The sequence below is a fragment of the Gammaproteobacteria bacterium genome (assembly GCA_024235095.1).
Classification (GTDB): Bacteria; Pseudomonadota; Gammaproteobacteria; order Competibacterales; family Competibacteraceae; genus UBA2383.
In genome coordinates this window covers 296,061-315,711 of sequence record JACKNC010000002.1, presented here as the reverse complement: position 1 = coordinate 315,711, position 19,651 = coordinate 296,061, and the positions used below count along the sequence as shown (strand labels likewise).

The window sequence follows — 19,651 nt, the reverse complement described above, 5'->3', positions numbered from 1 at the left end:
CTTTCTTACCCAATGGGGGCGATTCCGGGTTTCGACGTGGATTGCAAAACCCAAGGCGCATGTCGAGGATGCAGCTCGCCTCGTTAAACTGGCTGTAAAATATAGTTGCCAACGACGACAGCTACGCTCTGGCGGCCTAAAGCCCGCTAGCCCCTGACCGAAACTTGCTTGTGAGGTTCGGAGCCTTTCGGGGCGCTTCAGGGGTCGACTAACACAAGATCGCCACCGAACCTGTCCGGGGGGGAGGGGCTAAAACTCACCGGAACCGCCGTTCGCCGCCCTGCCGGTCGGGTTGCGAAAGGTTAAATTAAAGATCAGGCTAAGCATGTAGGGCCAAAGGCAGAGGATCTGCGGACGGGGGTTCGATTCCCCCCGCCTCCACCAATTGAAGCGCCAAACCAACCCGCTCCGGCGGGTTTTTTCTTGGAACGCTGCACAATGACCATGCACGCCGCTCTGGCCCCGTTCATTCAACGCTGGCAAGACAGCACCCTGTCAGAACGCAGTGGGGCGCAGCCGTTGTAGCCCGGATTTCGCTATGCTCCATCTGGGCTACTGCGAGTTACGAGCTATCAGATTTGCTCCGCAATGAGGAACTGATAGGTGGTAAGTTCAGATCTTGAGAATACGCGAGAACAACCTTGCAATTCAGGAATAACATTCCATAATTGCAAGGATGATACCTCGTCGTCTTCAAGCCGTGCTAAATCAGCATCTCGATCAATATCCTGCTGTAGCCTTGCTGGGAGCTAGACAAGTCGGCAAAACCACGCTAGCGCAGGTCATCGCTGCCACTCGTCCATCCATTTATCTCGACTTGGAATCGGCGGCAGACCACGCCAAGCTCACTGATCCCGATCTGTATCTGGCTGACCATGAAGATAAACTGGTTATTCTGGACGAAGTTCACCGCCTCCCTGGTCTGTTCCAGAATCTGCGTGGTCTGATTGATCGTGGCCGTCAGCGTGGCCACCGAACCGGCCGCTTTCTGCTGCTGGGTTCCGCCGCCATTGATCTCCTCAAACAATCGGGCGAAACCCTCGCAGGACGGATTGCCTATATCGAGCTTGATCCTATCGACGCTCTGGAAATCAATCGCGCCGACTTGGATACGCTATGGATTCGCGGTGGTTTCCCCGACAGTCTGTTGGCCACTGACGCGACCCTGAGCCTGCAATGGCGACGGAACTTCATCCGGACCTATCTGGAGCGAGATATTCCACAGCTGGGACCCCGTATTCCAGCCGAAACCCTTCGCCGGTTCTGGACCATGCTGGCGCATCATCAGGGGGGCTTGTTCAACGCGGCTGAACTGGCGCGCGGTCTGGGCGTGGATGGCAAAACCGTAGCCCGCTATCTCGATCTGCTGGTCGATTTGCTGCTGGTGCGTCGCCTGCCGCCTTGGCATGTCAATATGGGCAAGCGACTGATCAAGTCGCCCAAAGTGTATGTGCGCGACAGTGGCATCCTGCACGCCCTGCTGGGGTTGCCGGATAAGGAGGCCGTATTGGGACATCCGGTTATCGGTTTCAGTTGGGAAGGTTTCGTGGTCGAAACACTACTGCGGATAGCGCCCTGGGGAACCGAGGCGAATTTTTACCGAACGGCGGCTGGCGCTGAAGTTGATCTGGTCCTGACCCTACCTGCCAGCCGAGTGTGGGCTATTGAGATCAAGCGCAGTCTTGCCCCGAAATTGGAACGCGGTTTCCACAGCGCTTGCGCCGACTTGGAGCCTGAACAGTGTTTTATCGTGTATTCTGGCGCTGAGCGTTTCCGGGTCAGCGCCCATGTTCAAGCAATCAACCTGGTTGATTTGAGCGCCATGCTGGCGGATTTATGAGGGGGAAAATTTGTTATGAGTCACCCTAAATTATTCAACAGGTTACTCTGTCATAGAGGCTCTTCCCGACCATGAACGCAATCATCAACCCCCGTGAAACCGGGCAGGCGCCGAACTGGGAACAGGAACTGGCGGAAATCGGTGCGGATATCGAGCGTGAAATGGAAAACCTGGTCACCGAGGACGACACGCCCGTGGACAATATCCTGTCGGAAAAACAGCAATGTCTGCTGACTGAACCCCTCTACGGCGCTTGGCCGGGACCCGCCCTGTGTACGCCGGGACATCGCCGTTTTCTGGCGCTGGCCAATGTCGGCCTGTTTTACGCGCTGCGTGAACCGCCTCTGGTTCCCGACATGATGCTGGCCCTGGATGTGCCCGGTCCCGGCGCCGACCTCAGCCTGAAAGCCAATCGCTCCTACTTTGTCTGGAAGCAGGGTGGCAAGCCGCCGGTCGTAGCTATCGAAGTGGTCTCGAACCGCGAAGCTGGCGAAGACAGCGAAAAATTGCGCAAGTACGCCATTGCCCGGGTGGAGTATTACGTGATTTTCGATCCTTGGCGGCAACTGTCCAATCGGGTGTTGCGCATCTATCAACTGACTGGTCAGGGCTATTTGGAACAGGCGGGGGGCCTGCTGCAGGGAGTTGGTCTGGGGCTGCGCTTGTGGCAGGGAGAATATGAGGAAATGGAAGCGTTATGGTTGCGCTGGACTGACACAACTGGACGGCTGATTCCCACCCGGACCGAGCAAGCCGAGCAGGAGCGTCAACGCATCTTGACCGCCGAGCAGTATGCTGAGCAGGAACGCCAACGCGCCCTGAATGCTGAGAGCCAAGCCGAGCAGGAACGTCAACGCACCGAGCAGGAGCGTCAACGCGCCAACCAGGCGGAACAGCAAGTCATACAACTCATGGCGCGACTGCGGGAAAATGGGCATCGAACCACCGAAATAACCAATCCATTCGAGTGATTCAAGAGGGCGGCAATCGCCGGGCCTGGCGATCAGGCGCAGCGCCGCCGCCAGTAGTTCGGGGCGATGTAACGGGTTTAACTGGGGCGGACGAGTCCGCCCGCAGAAACGCCGGACAGCCTTTCGCGCCACTGACCTGGTAATCCGCAGCCAACGCCTGACGTGCCCTCGCTGCATCAATCTCTAGCGCCTCCGTCAGTCCCCGGTATAGCAAATCGAACAATCGCCCCAAGGCCAACTCATGCGTTTGGCCGGTCGTGGCGAACAACCAGTCGCTTAACACCATGAAGCGTTGAAACGGCGCATTTCCTAGCAACAACGGTCGGGTTTGCGCGAAGCGTCCGGAATTGCCGATTAAATCCCAATAACGCGCAAACCGTTCCAGACGCCGCAGGGTCGCAAAATCCAGCACGTTTGAAGACAACAGGTTATAGGGCGGATACGGGTTGTAGCGGCAATCAAAGGCCAAGGTATGCCGGTCAATCGGCGCGCCGCGCAAGCGCTTGAGAATGCCGACCTGAATTTCATGCGGGTCCAGCGCCGCCAACCGGTCGAAGCTGGCGGCAAAGCTGGCCAAGTCTTCGCCGGGCAGACCCGCGATCAAATCGGTATGCAGATAGACACCGGTTTGTTGACGCAACCAGGTCAAATTTTCTTCGGTCTTCCGATCATTCTGCTTGCGGCTAATGCAAGCTTGAACGGCGGGATTAAAAGTCTGAATACCGATCTCGAACTGCAACGAACCTACTGGAAAGCGCACGATCCGGCTCTTTAGCGCATCCGGCAGATGGTCGGGGATCAGTTCAAAATGCAGAAACAATCCCTTATCCAGTCGCTCCAGAAAAAAATCCAGAATGCGCGCTCCCGTTTTGGCATCCAGATTAAAGGTGCGATCAACGAATTTAAAATGACGCACCCCGCGCTGATAAAGCTGCCCCAGTTCCGCCAGGAAGGGTTCGAGCGGAAACGGCCAGACCTTGCGATCCAACGCCGACAGACAGAACTCACACTTGAAAGGACAACCCCGCGAGGCTTCCACGTAAATCAACCGATGTGCAATGTCCTCATCCCGATAAAACGGGTAAGGCGACGCCAGCGCTTCCAGGGGCGGCGGTTCAACGACCGTGACCTTTTCAGCCGGCGGATCGTGGGCCAGCAACCGCCGGCACAGTTGGGCAAAGGCCAGATCAGCCTGACCGGCCATCACATAATCGGCCAGCGCCGCCACGGGCTGTTGTTCCCACGCATGACTGACCTCCGGGCCGCCCAGCACAATCCACACCTCGGGCCGCGCCTGTTTAAGTAATCCGACGACCTGCGTGATCTCCATCACATTCCAGACATACACGCCCAAGCCGATGATGCGCGGCTGTTCGGTCAACAACGACTCGACGATGTCCAGCGGTCGCTGGCTGATGATGAACTCACGGATGGCCGCCGCTTCCTGCAACTCCCCGAGGTTAGCGTACAGATAACGCAAACCCAGCGAAGAGTGAAAGTAACGGGCATTCAGGGTTGCAAGCAGGATGGCGGGCATGAGGATGCTACGTTGCTAAGTTATTGATGCTAAATAACCTGGATACTCAGTTATAATTTTCCTACAATTTCCTTCGAGATGCGCTTTTGAATGCGATATCCGGCGTCACAAGGAATCCTGTATGGAAAATTTGCTTGTTCTGTTGATCTGTTTCGGCATCCTGACAGCAGTTATTGTTCCGTTCGTCAGGCGAAGCGGCGCTTGGCGCGAATTAATGAAACCGCCTTTGCTGGAAGAGCCACCCCTGGCGGACAGAGCTGCCGCTGCGCCGGCACAACCACCGACCATTGACGCGGCGGTTGCGGTTGCCATCGCCTCCGCTGTCAACGCTATCGCTCCCGGTGCGCGGATTATCCAAATCGAAGAAGAACTCTAAATCAGAGGGAGTCACCATGATCTTTGCCCCTACTCCGAAAAATATTCACGTCACATTGACTGCTTTCAGCGACGGCTTGCGAAGCCTGTTCGGCGGTCAGGTTCCTGTTAAAAACCTGCTCCCCTCCTTGCAAGCCGCTGTTGCAATGGGGGTGCGTCATATCGAGCTTGACGGCGGTCATTACCAGGCGCCCTATGTCCAGGCAGGCGAGGATCCGTTCGTCAACATGCAGCAGGTGCGCAAAGCGACAGGTCCAGATATTGGCATACAAATTCTGACCCGCTCGATCTGTGGCCTGACCCTGATTCCGCAGCGACTTACTCTGTTGGAAATACAGGCCCGGTTGCTGAAAAAGCATGGCGTTGCGATGGCCCGCAATGTCGATTTCATGAATAACGTCGACAATCTGGTCAAGACTGGCAAGCTGATCGTCGATGCCGGACTGCATCATCAAGTGTGCTTGGCGATGATGGGAACACCCTACCCTTCCAATGAGGCGCACACCCCGGAATTCTATGTGCGTCTGGTGCAGAAGCTGCTGGAATCCGGTCTGCATTTTGACTCTATTTGCATGCATGACGCGACCGGCACAACGACTCCACACACCTGCTATGAAACAGCGAAGGGCTTGAAGAAAATCCTGCCCCCCGAGATTCCGTTGTCCATGCACACCTGCGACACGGCGTCGCTGGCGGTCGCTTGTTACATGGCGGGCATTGCCGGCGGCGTGGATGGCATTGACCTGTCCGTGCGGCCACTCGCTTCCGGCGCTGCGCAACCGGATGTGCGTTCGATGACGCAGGCGCTCAAAGACACCGGCTATTTGCTGGAGATCGATCCTAGCAAGGTCGACGACCTGGAACAGGGCTTGATCGACGGACTTCGGGACTATGCCTTGAATCCGGTCGCCGCCGCGCCTGACGCTCGGGTGGTTCAATTCCCTCTGCCGGGGGATGCAGTCGCCGCTATGCTTGAGGGTGTGGCCAGCGCCGGTCTTCTGGATCGTTATGCTGACGTACTGGCCGAATTTCCGATTGTGGCGCAAACCGGCGGCGCCTGGACCAGCGCAATGCCTGGCGGTCAACATTATTGGGCGCAGGCCCTGAGTAATGTATTGCACGGGCGCTGGGTGCGGATCGATCCGGGTTATGGGCGCTCCATCCTGGGTTATTTCGGCCACGCGCCGCACCAACCCGATTCCGCTGTAGTCAAAATCGCCGCTGAACAATTGCAGCTGGAGCCTTGCGTTGGCAGTCCACTGGAACAGGCGCCTGACAGCCTGGCTATCGCGGAAGAAGCATTGCGCGAACGTGAATTGCCGGTCACTGAGGAACATCTCTTTCTGGTGGCTGCGGCGATCACGCCCGGTATGCGCATGGAAGCGAATGCCGGTATGCGCTGGTTGACCGGGGAAACCGGAACACCCCCGGTTGCAGGGAAAGAACCGGAGGTTGCGGAAGTCGCAACGCTCCCGATCATTGCGCCTGACCCGGCTCCTGAACCGGAACCGGAACCGGAACCGGCGTCAGAATCTCCTTTAGTCCATATCGCTCCGCCTTTCACCGCACCGGTCACCACGCAATGCACAGTGGTAGAAGGCGATACCATCCGCACATTCCGCATCACGATTGAACCGCCAGAGCAATAAACTCCCCTCTTGAATAAAGATAGAAGATTTCTCCCCCCTTTGAAAAAACAGGGGGGCCGGGGGGGATTTGAATGTTGTAGCCGTCAACCCTTCCCCTATATTTTATCCATCCTAGATATAGAGGAATACGCCTCATGACGCGCTCAATTCGTTTCTTATTCATTCTGTTGACGCTGCTGGGGTTGCTGGCGGAGATAGCGTCACGCCCGGTCTTAGCGGCCTTTAGTGCCCCGGCGGCTTCGACAATTGCCTGGTTCTACGCCGCCGCGTTTGGCCGCTCGCCGTTGCCTAATTCGATCTTGCCCAACTACGGTGACATTACCGGACTCACCTTCTGGACTGATGTTTATCTGGACGGGGGCGCGGGTTTCGAGCAGTTCCAAAGCAATGTCAATGCCATCGCTGATTTCTTCGTAGCGTCGGACGAGTTTGAGGCGAAATACCCGGTGTCATTGACGGATGAACAATTCGTGACGGCCTTGTATGAAAACATGCTGGGCCGGTCGCCAGATCTGGGAGGCTTGGATTACTGGGTGAGTCGCCTGGATGTAGGCGATTCACGGGGGACGGTGCTGGCGAACTTTGCCAATACGCCGGAAAACCAGGACAGTAACCCGATTCGTAAAGCCGCGCTCCAGGCGTTTATCGCTTTCATTGCAGCGGATGCGAATGGCGCGATCACACCGACCAAGGCGGTAGCATGGCTGGCGGCGAATCCGGGGCTGGATGGGGCGGTGGTGGATGGCGGGGTGAGTCTTGCGGAGATTCGCACGGTGCAGTTGGACGGTGCGGATGGCGAGAACCGCTACGATCTGTTCGTGGGTCAGGCGCTGACCACTGGTCCGGCGCAGGTGGTGTTTTCCGAAGGGTCGCAGATGACCCTGAGATTTACGCTACTGTCCGGCCCAACAGGATTGACAGTCAACAGCGACACCGGCGCGCTCCGTTACCAGCCGCCGGGTGGGGTTCTGACCGGATCGAAGCCCTTCCAGATGCGCGTCACGTCCGGGGCTGCGACATTCGATGTGACGGGTAGCCTGGAATTGGTCGCGGCGCAACAGGTAGAGACGGCAACCTCCAATGGGGTGAGCCTGATTACGCTGGGCGATCTGGTGGAGATTGACGGGGATGCGTTACCGATGGGGGCCGATGCGGTCTTGCGCACCGGGACGACGGCGGACGGCGATCTGATGATCACGTTGACGCTGTCTGCGCCCTTGGCGGAAGGCCGCACGGTGCGTCTGAATACCAGCGCGTTGATCGCATTCTCCACGGCGGCGTCTGTGGCCGAAGCGGAACCTTATGCGGTGCTGGCCAGTGCGGATCAAAATTGTTCAGAGGATGCGCCACGCCGTTGGCAATCGACCAAGGGCTTTTTTATCAAGGGATTTGGTTACGACGGCGCGCGCGTATCGCGTCATTTGCTAGCGGAAGAAACGCTGGAAATTCCCGCTGGAGAAGAGTCCATCACCCTGATTTATCAAGCGGCCTCGGTGTTGTGTGCGGCCTACGCCCTAGGGAGTGCGGAGCTAGCGCACGATGCTCAGCCGGTGCTGTTCATACACGGCTTTAACTTGGGGGATAGTCTGGGGGGTGGCTCTGGATCAGACGATACCACCTGGAATCGGATGTTCACAGAATTACAAACGCGGATGGGCGGTAGCGTCAGCCAACCGAAAATTCTGCCGTTTGAATTCCGCTGGCGCACCAATGCCCGCTTTGAAGATGTGGCTGTGGACCTGTTTCATGCGGTCGCGTTGATTAAAACTAAGACCAGCAAGAATGTGCATCTGGTCGCACATTCCTTTGGAGGTCTGCTGGCGCGTACGTAAATACTCATTAGTTGCAGGTAGTTCTATGACATAGCTGTTGAATAAGCTACACTAATCACTATGCAAAACCGCTCCTTCACCCTAACGCTACCCGAGATCGCTGAAAGCGACCAGACCCCGGTCGTGCGGAGTCTGTTGCAGGTGATTGGCGAGCAGCAAGCGCATATTCAACGCTTAGAGGATGAACTGCGGCGGTTGCAGGGCGGTCCCCCCCGTCCGCAGTTAAAGCCGAACACGCTGCAAGCCGCCGTCAAGGCGGCGCTCAATCCCGGGACGGAGGAACCGCCTCGTCGAGGTCCCCAGCGGGCCAAGACCGCCGAACTCGTCATTCATGAAACCCGTCGGGTGATCCTGGAGGACCTCCCGCTCGGGGCGCGGTTCCAAGGCTACCGGCGGTATGTCGTCCAGGATGTCGTTATTGAACTCCATAATACCTGCTATGAGTTGGAGCAATGGCGGTTCCCTACCGGCGAATACGTCACGGCGTCCGTGCCGGTCGTGGTGCGGGGTGGGCACTATGGCCCCCAGTTCGTGACTTATGTTTTGCATCAATATTATCAAGCCCATGTGACCCAACCGGTCTTGCTAGCCCAAGTCCGGGAATGGGGGGTTGAGATTTCGTCGGGGCAACTGAATCGTCTGCTGACGGAAGGTTATGACGACTTTCACCAGGAAAAGGACGCAATCAAGGCAGTCGGCTTGACTGTTTCGTCCTACGTCCAAACGGACGATACCGGCGCCCGCCATCAGGGGCAAAACGGCTACTGCACGTACTTGGGTAATGAGTGGTTTGCCTGCTTTGCCAGCACCGATGCCAAGAGTCGCATCAACTTCCTGGAGGTCTTGCAGACCGAGCGCCGCTATGAAATCAATGCCGAGGCCCTAGCGTACATGGCCGACCATGGCGTGGCGGCCGGCCACCGGGAACGGCTGGCGCAACGCCCGATCGTCGCGACCGACCCCCAAGCGTGGGCCGCCTATTTGCGGCGGAACCGGGTCGATAGCCCCCGGGCGATGACCCTCGTCACGGAAGGCGCGCTCATCGGCGGGCTGGCCGCGCAGGGGTTTCCGCTGGATCTGCGCTTGCTCAGCGATGACGCCGGGCAATTTGCCCTGTTCACCCACGCCTTGTGCTGGGTGCATGCGGAACGTCCTCTGCAACAGATTCTCCCGCTGAACGAAGCGGATCGGGTCGCCATTGATGACGTGCAAGAACAGATCTGGACGATCTATCGGAACTTGGCAACCTACCGCTTATCACCCACCCAGGCAGCGAAAGCCGCCATCAATGCCCAGTTTGATACACTGTGCGCGACCGCCACCGCCTGTGAACCGCTTAACCATGTTTTGCGGAGCTTCCAACGCAACCGGGAGGAGTTGCTCCGGGTGCTCGATTACCCGGAATTACCGCTGCACAACAACCGCAGCGAGAACGATATCCGGGATATGGTGAAGAAACGCAAGATCAGCGCCGGCACCCGCAGCGAGGACGGACGACGATGTCGCGACACCTTCCTCAGTCTCAAGAAGACCTGCGTTAAACACGGTCTCTCCTTCTGGGAATACCTGTACGATCGGGTGTCCGGTCAAAACACGATCCCCCCGCTCACGGATTTGATTCGCCAAGCTGCTGCGGCTTGATTGTTCCCGCCTGCAGTTAATGAGCATTTACGCGCGTACTTATCTGCAAGGATTGGCGGATATAGCTGTTAGCTATGTCCCGCTGGTCGCCTCCCTGACCACGGTCGGCGCTCCGCATAGCGGCGTCTTTGCCAGTAACAGTGCTGACTACCCGGAGGGCGTGGACGGGATTGGGGGAGACCTTATCAGATACTGTAAGCAGGTTTCCTGTGTGCAAGCGGGACGAGCGAATGATCTTGTGGAAGACCTGCCACAGTGGTCACTGAGGACTGGCTCTATCATCGACGCCCTAAAGGATGATACCCGCCATCCGTTTTTGGTTAAGGACTTGCCGGTGCAAGTGCTGATCGGCCTGCGGACGTCGGTGAAGGCGTACTGGGAGAATTTCACTCGCCATAAGAGGATTACGCTAACGGATGGCGATGGACTGATCTCGTTCGAGGGCCAGCGTTTTCTACCCAGTGATCGTAAGCAGCAGGCGTTACGCCGGGATCAGCAGCTGCTTGGCGGCTTGGGTGCAAAGGTGAGTGAGTACGTCATTGCGCTGGACACCACCGAGGCGAATCTTGAAGGGAATGCAGTCGATGAGTCGGTGTTTCCGGGATTCAGTCACACCCCCAAGTTTCTGGATGATGAAACCTTTAATGGCGTCCGCGCCCTAAAAGCCGAAGTGAACGTCGAGGACAGCAGCCACGAGATTTTGCCGTATCTGGCGGATTGGATTACGGCGCATTCCTCCTCCCCGGATTTCTTCATCGAACCCGATATGGCCATCCTGCCGGGGGGCGTCTTCCTGATGGGCAGTCCGACCAGCGAAGTGGGCCGGTGGGACAATGAACAGCAACACACAGTGACAATCGCGAGTTTCGCCATCGGCAAATACGAAGTGACCTTTGACGAATATGACCAGTTTGCCGAGGCGACGGGCCGGATCAAGCCCGATGACGAAGGTTGGGGCCGGGGGCGGCGACCGGTGATCAATGTGGACTGGTTCGATGCGACGGCCTACGCACAGTGGCTGAATCAGCAGACGGGCTTGGCATATCGGTTGCCGACCGAAGCGGAATGGGAATACGCGGCGCGAGCGGGAACAACGACCGCACGCTATTGGGGAGAGAATCCGGATTTAGCCTGTAGCTACGCCAATGTGGCGGATTGGACGTTCCAGCAGACCTATCCAGACTGGACGATCCATGAATGTAATGATGGTTATACCTATACGGCTCCGGTCGGTTTGTTTACGGCCAACCGGTGGGATTTGTATGACATGCTGGGTAATGTCTGGGAATGGACTTGCTCACTCTGGCAAAATCCTTATGCGGGACAAGAGCAGATATGCAATATAAATTATACAACTGACGTCCAAGTGATTCGGGGCGGCTCCTGGTTCTACTCTCCCGCTTGGGTGCGTTCGGCGTACCGCAACTGGAACTGGCCGTCGCTTCGTAACAGCTTCCTAGGTTTCCGTCTTGCCAGATCGTTGTAGCCTCAATCCCCCCGGCCCTCCTTATTTTAAAGAGGAGGATGGCAGCAAAGGCATTTATCTGCTCTCTTTGCTAAAGGGCAGAAGGATTCGAGCTTGAAGAGCCTTAATCCCCTGTTTAAAAACTGCTGCTAAGCTTACCTCCATCCATCTTCCATCCATTCAGCAGCCAAGGGAAACCCTGTTCTATGTCTCATTCTCAGATCAGCATTGGCGTTCTGACCAGTGGCGGCGACGCCCAAGGCATGAACGCCGCCGTTCGCGCGGTGGTTCGCGCCGCCATTCACGAAGGCGCAGCCGTTTACGCTATCTACGAAGGCTATCAAGGCATGGTGGACGGTGGCGATCGCGTCCGTCAACTCGCCTGGGATGACGTTGGCAGCATCCTGCACCGGGGCGGCACGATCATCGGCACTGCCCGCTGTCCCGCCTTCCGGGAACGCGAAGGCCGCCGGCGCGCCGCGCGTAATCTGCTCCAATGCGGTATTGACCGCCTGGTGATCATCGGCGGCGATGGCAGCCTGACCGGTGCCAATCTGTTCCGCCAGGAATGGCCGGAACTGCTGGCGGAACTAGTGCAAGGCGGCGAAATCGACGAAGCAACGGCCCGCGCCCATCCCGCGCTGATGATTGCCGGGTTGGTCGGCTCCATCGACAACGACATGGTCGGCACCGATATGACTATCGGCGCTGATTCCGCCCTGCACCGGATCATCGAAGCGATTGACGCGCTGACCAGCACCGCCGCCAGCCACCAACGCAGTTTCGTGGTCGAGGTGATGGGCCGGCACTGCGGCTACCTGGCGTTGACCAGCGCTATTGCCGGCGGCGCTGACTACGTTCTTATCCCTGAATATCCGCCGGCGGAAGGCTGGGAAGACCGCATGTGTGAGATGTTGCGCCATGGCCGGGCGGCGGGTCGGCGCGACAGTATTGTGGTGGTGGCCGAAGGCGCTACTGACCGGGCCGGGAACCGGATCAGCGCCGACTATATCCGCCAGGTTCTGGAAGAGCGGCTGGGCGAGGATACCCGCGTGACGATCCTCGGGCATGTCCAGCGCGGCGGTACGCCCAGCGCTTATGACCGCTGGATGAGCACCCTGGTTGGCCACGCCGCAGTTCAGGAAGTGTTGGCGGCCACGGCGGACAGTGAACCGCAACTCATTGGCGTCCGTTATAACCGGGTTCGGCGGTTACCCTTGATGCAATGCGTCGAGCAAACCCGCGCAGTGGCGCGGACCATTGCCGAAAAGGATTACGCCAAGGCTGTGGAGCTACGCGGCGGTAGTTTCAACGAAATGACCAAAACCTTCCGGGCGATGGCCGAGGCGTTGCCCAGCGTGACGCCCGTGGACCGCCCGCGCCGCATCGCGGTATTGCATGGCGGCGGACTGGCGCCGGGCATGAACACCGCCGCCCGCGCCGCCGTGCGCCTGGGCCGGGATCGCGGCCATACCATGCTGGGAGTGCGCGGTAGCTTCGGCGGTTTGATCGGTGGCCGGATTGAAGAACTTACCTGGGGTGATGTCGAAGGTTGGACGGCGCTGGGCGGCGCGGAGTTGGGCGCCAGTCGGCAAACCCCGACCACAGAACAACTCTACACCGTTGCACGCGCCCTGGAGACGCACGACGTCGATGGTCTGTTGATTATCGGCGGTTGGAAAGCCTATCAGGCCCTGCACTGGCTCTACAGCGAGCGGGAGCGTTATCCGGCCTTCAAAATGCCGATGATTTGCCTGCCGGCGACCATCGACAACAACCTGCCGGGATCGGATTTAAGCGTCGGCGCTGATACGGCGCTCAATGTGATTGTCGAGGCGCTCGACCGCATCAAGCAATCGGCGATGGCGGCGCGGCGTTGTTTCGTGGTCGAGGTCATGGGGCGGCATTGTGGTTATCTGGCGTTGATGAGCGGGATGGCCAGCGGGGCGGAACGGATTTATTTGCCTGAAGAGGGCATCACGCTTAAGGACTTGCAGGCCGATGTGGAGCGCATGGTCGACAGCTTCGGCAAGGGGCGGCGCTTTTACCTGACGATTCGCAACGAGTACGCCAACGATCAATACACCACCGATTTTCTGGCCCGGCTGTTTGAAGAGGAAGGCAGTCACCTGTTTGACGTGCGCCAGGCGGTGTTAGGCCACGTTCAACAGGGCGGTAATCCTTCGCCGTTCGATCGCATTCTGGCGACCCGGCTGGCCGCGCACTGCATCGACTTCCTGACCGGGGAACTGGGGCGCGGCGGAGCGGCAGGCGCCTTCGTCGGTCTGGCTGAAGGTAAGCTGACGACCTTCCCGATCAAGCAGATGCCGGATATGGTCGATATCGCCAACCGGCGGCCGCTGGAACAGTGGTGGCTGGAGTTGCGTTCGGTGTTACAGGCCCTGGCGCAACCTTAGTCCAGGCAGCTACCGTTCCCTACCGCCGTCCTTCGCCGCCCGCCCGCCGCAGAATCGCATCCAACATTGCAGTGGGCAACCATCGCTTTAGGATGGCAAACAGGTATGTTGGCGTCGTCACCGGATAGCGGGCGCGAGGCCGGGGACTTTCCAGCGCATGAATCACCCGCTTCAACACCGCTTCCGGTGGCAGCGTGAACGGCGCGGCTGGGCCTTCCTTGAGCAACCGGGTTTCCATCGCCGCGTACTTTTTTCGATGCAGACTGCTTTCGCCCTGAATATGCCGCTGATAGGCTGCATGGGCGTTATCCCGAAACCGGCTGAGAATCGGCCCTGGCTCAATCAGGCAAACGTGAATGCCGGTATCCACAAGCTCCAAACGCAAGGTATCCGCCAGTCCCTCCAGGGCAAACTTGCTGGCCACGTAAGCGCCCCGGTAGGGAAATGCGACTAAACCCAACACTGAACTATTGTACAGAATCCGTCCTGCGCCCTGCCGGCGCATCACCGGGATCACCTGATTAGTCACTTCCAGCGCGCCGAACAGATTGGTTTCAAACTGCTCACGCAACGCATCACGACTCACATCCTCCACCGCGCCGGGTTGACCATAGCCAGCGTTATTGAACAGCGCATCCAGCCGGCCATCAGTCCGCGCCAGGATTTCCGTCACGGTGGACTGAATGGATAGGGGGTCTCGCACATCCAGACATAAACTTTCCAACCCTTCGGCTTGCAGGCGTTCGACATCCACGGCCTGCCGGGTTGTGGCGAATACCCGCCAACCGTGCGCTTTCAGACCATGGGCGACACAATACCCAATGCCCGAAGAACAACCGGTAATCAGGATGACCCTCTCGCTATTTGTCTGTTGATTATGTTGCACTCTCTTCTCCGGCATCCTCTTTCAGGGTTCATTGCCATAAAACTGCAATATAAATGCAATATAAAGACCGTCATCTCGTAGTAATCACAGGTTATATTTTTACCACAGCCCTTGAGGATGAGGGTTTTTTCTGTTTAATCATCTGTATAACAATCGCTTATCGGAGGTTTTCCGTGATCAGGCACAAGCTTGCATTCGCCGTGGCGGCCACTTTCACACTGGCCGGCGCCGCCCATGCCCAATCAGCTCGCGATTACATCAGCATTGTGGGTTCGTCTACCGTTTATCCTTTTACGACCGCCGTGGCCGAGCAGTTCGGTAAAGCGAACGCCAACTTCAAGACGCCCAAAGTCGAATCCACTGGCACCGGCGGCGGCTTCAAGTTGTTCTGTGGCGGCGTTGGCGTTGAATTCCCTGATCTTTCTAATGCCTCGCGCGCCATCAAGAAATCCGAAATCGAAACCTGCGCCAAGAACGGCGTCAAGGAAATTGTCGAGATCAAGATCGGTTTCGATGGCATCGTCGTCGCTTCCTCCAAAAAGAATGCCCCCATGCCGTTGACTACCAAAGACCTGTGGTTGGCGCTAGCCAAGCAGGTTCCGGAGCCGGGTACGGGCAAGCTGGTTGCCAATCCGTTCAAGACCTGGAAGGAAGTCAACCCGGAATTACCGGCGAAGAAAATCGAAGTGCTGGGTCCCCCGCCGACCTCTGGCACCCGTGACGCCTTTGTTGAATTAGTCATGGATGTCGGTTGCGAAGAGTTCGCCGCAGTCAAAGCGCTGGACAAGAAGGATGCAAAAGCGGTTTGCCAGACGATCCGTGAAGACGGCGCGTACATCGAAGCCGGTGAGAATGACAACCTGATCGTCAATAAACTGGTGGCTAACCCCAATGCGCTGGGTATCTTCGGCTACAGCTTTCTGGAAGAAAATCTGGACAAAATTCAGGGCGAACCGATCAACGGCGTCGAGCCGGAATTCGACAACATTGCCAGTGGCAAATATCCAGTCTCGCGGCCATTATTTATCTATGTCAAGAAAGCGCATGTCGGCGTCATTCCCGGCATCAAGGAATTCGTTGCTGAGTACGTCAGCGACAAGGCCATGGGCGATGAGGGCTATTTGGCCAACAAAGGTTTGATTCCGCTGCCTGCTGACCAACGCAAGCAGTCTGCGATGGACGCAAAGAACCTGAAGCCCCTGTGATCCGGTAACAGAATCGTAAGCATTCATCTCCCCCCTTTGAAAAAGGGGGGCCGGAGGGGATTTCGCACGGGCGACGAGGCCAAAATCCCCCCTCGCCCCCCTTTGCTAAAGGGGGAAACTGAACAGTTACACAGAATCCACTCAACATACGCCGCACACACCCCCATGTTGCAGGCGGCTTTTCGCATCTTGATGACCCCACCATGCTGTTCTATCTGTTCCTGACCCTTATATTATTGAGCTTGAGCGGTTACTACCTGGGCCGTAAACGCGCCTTTGCCGTTGCTGGAAAGCAGATCCGTAACCTGCATTCCCTGCCGAGTTACTATGGTTCCTACACGGCGCTGTGGTGCGGATTGCCAGCGTTGATTGTGTTTGCCATTTGGGCTGCGTTGCAACCCAGCGTCATTATTGAACTGGTGGTGGCCGGCTTGCCGCCCGAGTTGCAACAATTACCGGCAGGGCGACTGAATTTGGTAGTCAACGACATCAAGAACCTGGTCAGCGGCAACATCGTTTCCAGCCGTCCGGATGCAACGATCCTGGCCGCCGCTGCACATTATCGCCACCTGCAAATGATGGGCAATGTGGCGCTGTGGGTGGTGGTTTTGACGATGGCGACCGCAGGCGTCGCTTATGCTTGGCGGGCTATATCGCCCAAACTGCGCGCCCGTAACCGGGTGGAGCAGGTGGTCAATGTGCTGCTTATCGTCAGCTCGACCGTAGCGATTTTTACCACCATTGGCATTGTATTGTCGGTGCTTTTTGAATCGGTGCTGTTTTTTCACAAAGTGCCGGTCACTGAATTTTTGTTCGGTCTGCACTGGAGTCCGCAGACTGCGATCCGCGCTGACCAGACCGGTTCCTCCGGCGCATTCGGCATGATCCCGTTGTTTACTGGCACCCTGTTAATTTCGGGTATTGGCATGTTGGTCGCGGTACCGATTGGCCTGATGTCGGCGCTTTATCTGTCCGAGTACGCCGGTCCAAAATTCCGCGCTTCGGCTAAACCCGCGTTGGAAGTACTGGCCGGCATTCCCACCGTGGTTTACGGTTTCTTCGCGGCCCTAACCGTTGCGCCGCTCATCCGGGATGCAGGTCAGGCGCTGGGTTTGCAAGTCGCTTCGGAAAGCGCCCTGGCTGCCGGTCTGGTGATGGGCATCATGATCATTCCCTTTGTCTCCTCGCTGTCCGACGATGTCATTAACGCCGTACCCCAGTCAATGCGTGATGGTTCTTACGCTTTGGGTGCGACCAAATCGGAAACCATCAAACGGGTGCTGTTGCCCGCTGCTTTGCCAGGCATTGTTGGCAGTATTCTGCTGGCGGTCTCTCGCGCCATTGGCGAAACGATGATCGTGGTCATGGCCGCCGGTCTGTCGGCGAATCTGACCGCTAATCCCTTGCAAGCGGTCACCACCGTCACCGTGCAAATCGTGACTTTACTCACCGGCGACCAGGAATTCGACAGCGCCAAGACTCTGGCGGCGTTCGCGCTGGGTCTGGTGCTGTTCATCGTTACGCTGATTCTCAACATCATCGCCCTGACGGTCGTGCGCAAGTACCGGGAACAATATGAATAATCCATCGACTTCATCGCCCCCCAAGCTGGCAAAACCGCCACGGGACATTAAAACCATTGTCAACGCCAGTCTGGCGCGCCGGCACGCTGCCGAGAGCCGCTTCCGCTGGTATGGACTGATCGCCATTAGCCTGGGGTTGGCGTTTGTGGCGCTCATGTTCGTCAATATCATCGGCAAAGGTTATCCGGCCTTCTGGCAGACCTATATTGAGTTGCCGATCCAGTTCGACCCGACGGTCATTGACCCGGATGGCCGCCGTGGCCCGCAAGTTTTGGAGAATGCAGATTACGCGGCCTTGATTCGCGCCAGTCTTCGCGAGATGTTTCCTGAGGTCGAGGGTCGCCGCAACTTGCGCGCCCTGTATGGTCTCGTCAGTTCTAATGCGCCATATCGCCTGCGCAATGAAGTACTGAACAATCCTGAGTTAATCGGAACCCGCCAGTCCGTCTGGGTGTTGGCCTCGGCTAATGTGGATACCTTCATCAAGGGCAATATCGACCGCAATATTGATGAATCATTGCGCCCCATCAAGGATCAGGAAATCGCCTGGGTCGATCAATTACGCGCATCCGGCAAATTGGAAAAACGTTTCAATACGATTCTGTTCACCCAAGGCGATTCCCGCGAGCCGGAACAGGCGGGTATTCGTGGGGCGCTGATGGGGTCGTTCTACACCCTGCTGGTGACTTTTCTGCTCTCCTTCCCGATTGGCGTGGCTACTGCGGTGTATCTGGAGGAATTTGCCCCCAAGAACCGTTGGACCGATCTAATCGAAGTCAACATTAATAACCTGGCGGCGGTACCCTCTATCGTCTTCGGTCTACTGGGGTTGGCAGTGTTCATTAACTTCTTCGGCCTGCCGCGTTCCGCGCCGCTGGTCGGCGGTCTGGTCTTGAGTTTGATGACGCTACCAGTAATTATTATCGCTGGCCGGGCGGCCTTGACTTCGGTTCCCCCTTCGATTCGTGAAGCGGCGCTGGGCATGGGCGCCTCCAAATTGCAAATGGTGGGTCATCACGTTCTGCCGCTGGCCATGCCGGGTATGTTGACCGGTTCAATTATCGGCATGGCCCGCGCCCTGGGCGAATCGGCTCCACTGCTGATGATCGGCATGGTGGCCTTTATCGTCGACGTGCCACAGGGTTTCACCGACCCGGCGACGGTGCTGCCAGTGCAAATCTATCTCTGGGCTGACTTGCCGGAACGGGCGTTTGTCGAACGCACCTCGGCGGCGATTATGGTCTTGCTGGCCTTCATGCTCCTGATGAATGGCCTGGCGATCATTCTCCGCAAACGCTTTGAACGGCGCTGGTAGTCTGCCTCCAACCTTCGAGAACCATTGGAATGAGTACCACAACAATTGAGGTCAAGGCCGCTCTGAATGGCGGATTGAACGCCGAGGCCCGTGAAACCCCACTGTCGAGCGCCCAGATCATTAATTACGATCACCGCCAGACGGTTGGCAAGATCACTGTCAGCAATCCCAAAATCACCTGCCGCAATGTCGATGTTTACTACGGCGAAAAACAGGCAATTAGACAGGTTAGCCTGGACATCGGCGCTAATGAAGTCATTGCCTTCATCGGCCCGTCTGGCTGTGGCAAATCGACCTTTCTGCGCTGCCTGAACCGGATGAATGACACAATCGCAGCCTGCCGGGTGCTGGGCGAAATCAAACTGGATCAGGACGATATTTACGAAAAAAGTATTGATGTCGTGCAGTTGCGGGCGCGGGTCGGCATGGTGTTCCAGAAGCCCAATCCCTTCCCTAAATCCATTTACGAAAACGTCGCCTACGGGCCGCGCATTCATGGCATGGTCAATAGTAAGGCGGAAATGGACGAATTAGTGCAGGACAGTCTGGAACGGGCGGGCCTGCTCAAAGAAGTCGAGAGTCGCATGGACGAGCCGGGCACCAGCCTGTCCGGAGGCCAACAGCAACGGCTGTGCATCGCTCGGGCGATCGCGGTAAATCCCGAGGTGATTCTGATGGACGAACCCTGTTCAGCGCTCGATCCGATTGCTACTGCCAAAATTGAGGAGTTGATCGACGAGTTGCGTGAAAATTACACGATCGTCATCGTGACTCACTCCATGCAGCAAGCCGCCCGCGTCTCCCAGCGCACCGCCTATTTCCATTTAGGCGATCTGATTGAAATCGGTGAAACGGATCAAATTTTCACCAATCCCCGCCACAAGCTGACTGAAGACTACATTACTGGCCGCTTTGGTTAAGCACCGAGTCCATAT

The 19,651-nt window shown here is 57.4% G+C and carries 14 protein-coding genes and 1 other RNA gene; 13 read left to right on the top strand and 2 right to left on the bottom strand.

From position 1 onward, the window contains the following. Positions 1-14: 14 nt before the first annotated feature. The 3 genes from ssrA (at position 15) to H6973_14500 (ending at position 2,811) form a co-directional block, all read left to right on the top strand. Positions 15-384: a transfer-messenger RNA gene (gene ssrA / locus H6973_14510) on the top strand. 292 nt (positions 385-676) lie between these two features. Continuing rightward, a complete protein-coding gene (locus H6973_14505) occupies positions 677-1,840 on the top strand; it encodes an ATP-binding protein (protein MCP5126799.1) in 1,164 nt (387 codons plus the stop codon). A 71-nt stretch (positions 1,841-1,911) separates the two neighbouring features. Further along, positions 1,912-2,811, top strand: a complete 900-nt coding sequence (locus H6973_14500; GenBank protein ID MCP5126798.1) for a Uma2 family endonuclease — start codon at positions 1,912-1,914, stop codon at positions 2,809-2,811. 1 nt (position 2,812) lies between these two features. Here H6973_14500 and H6973_14495 read toward each other — a convergent pair whose 3' ends face one another. Then, the gene (locus tag H6973_14495) at positions 2,813-4,348 is read right to left on the bottom strand and encodes a DUF4080 domain-containing protein (GenBank protein MCP5126797.1); all 1,536 of its coding nucleotides are present in this window, start codon (positions 4,346-4,348) and stop codon (positions 2,813-2,815) included. 121 nt (positions 4,349-4,469) lie between these two features. On the opposite strand from H6973_14495, the gene H6973_14490 reads away from it, so the two are divergent. The 6 genes from H6973_14490 to H6973_14465 all read left to right on the top strand — a co-directional run bounded on the left by H6973_14490 (position 4,470) and on the right by H6973_14465 (position 13,727). Beyond that, positions 4,470-4,724, top strand: a complete 255-nt coding sequence (locus tag H6973_14490) for a hypothetical protein (GenBank protein ID MCP5126796.1) — start codon at positions 4,470-4,472, stop codon at positions 4,722-4,724. 16 nt (positions 4,725-4,740) lie between these two features. Next, positions 4,741-6,372 (top strand): hypothetical protein, encoded by a 1,632-nt coding sequence (locus H6973_14485; GenBank protein MCP5126795.1) that lies wholly within the window; start codon positions 4,741-4,743, stop codon positions 6,370-6,372. A gap of 134 nt (positions 6,373-6,506) precedes the next feature. Further along, the gene (locus H6973_14480) at positions 6,507-8,204 is read left to right on the top strand and encodes a DUF4214 domain-containing protein (protein ID MCP5126794.1); all 1,698 of its coding nucleotides are present in this window, start codon (positions 6,507-6,509) and stop codon (positions 8,202-8,204) included. 348 nt (positions 8,205-8,552) lie between these two features. After that, entirely contained in the window at positions 8,553-9,845 is a 1,293-nt protein-coding gene (locus tag H6973_14475; GenBank protein ID MCP5126793.1) for a transposase, read from the top strand. Positions 9,846-9,864: 19 nt separating this feature from the next. Then, positions 9,865-11,331: a formylglycine-generating enzyme family protein gene (locus H6973_14470; GenBank protein ID MCP5126792.1), complete on the top strand. Its 1,467-nt coding sequence runs from the start codon at positions 9,865-9,867 to the stop codon at positions 11,329-11,331. 185 nt (positions 11,332-11,516) lie between these two features. After that, positions 11,517-13,727, top strand: coding sequence for a 6-phosphofructokinase (locus H6973_14465; GenBank protein MCP5126791.1), 2,211 nt, complete (start codon positions 11,517-11,519; stop codon positions 13,725-13,727). A gap of 19 nt (positions 13,728-13,746) precedes the next feature. On the opposite strand, the gene H6973_14460 is transcribed toward H6973_14465, so the two are convergent. After that, a complete protein-coding gene (locus H6973_14460) occupies positions 13,747-14,628 on the bottom strand; it encodes an SDR family oxidoreductase (GenBank protein MCP5126790.1) in 882 nt (293 codons plus the stop codon). Between the two features lie 38 nt (positions 14,629-14,666). On the opposite strand from H6973_14460, the gene H6973_14455 reads away from it, so the two are divergent. The 4 genes from H6973_14455 to H6973_14440 all read left to right on the top strand — a co-directional run bounded on the left by H6973_14455 (position 14,667) and on the right by H6973_14440 (position 19,636). Continuing rightward, the gene (locus H6973_14455) at positions 14,667-15,818 is read left to right on the top strand and encodes a PstS family phosphate ABC transporter substrate-binding protein (GenBank protein ID MCP5126789.1); all 1,152 of its coding nucleotides are present in this window, start codon (positions 14,667-14,669) and stop codon (positions 15,816-15,818) included. A gap of 203 nt (positions 15,819-16,021) precedes the next feature. Then, entirely contained in the window at positions 16,022-17,401 is a 1,380-nt protein-coding gene (gene pstC / locus H6973_14450; GenBank protein ID MCP5126788.1) for a phosphate ABC transporter permease subunit PstC, read from the top strand. Then, the gene (pstA, locus tag H6973_14445; protein MCP5126787.1) at positions 17,394-18,716 is read left to right on the top strand and encodes a phosphate ABC transporter permease PstA; all 1,323 of its coding nucleotides are present in this window, start codon (positions 17,394-17,396) and stop codon (positions 18,714-18,716) included. The genes pstC and pstA overlap by 8 nt, the downstream gene beginning before the upstream one ends. Positions 18,717-18,745: 29 nt before the next feature. Then, the gene (locus H6973_14440) at positions 18,746-19,636 is read left to right on the top strand and encodes a phosphate ABC transporter ATP-binding protein (protein MCP5126786.1); all 891 of its coding nucleotides are present in this window, start codon (positions 18,746-18,748) and stop codon (positions 19,634-19,636) included. Positions 19,637-19,651 lie beyond the last annotated feature (15 nt).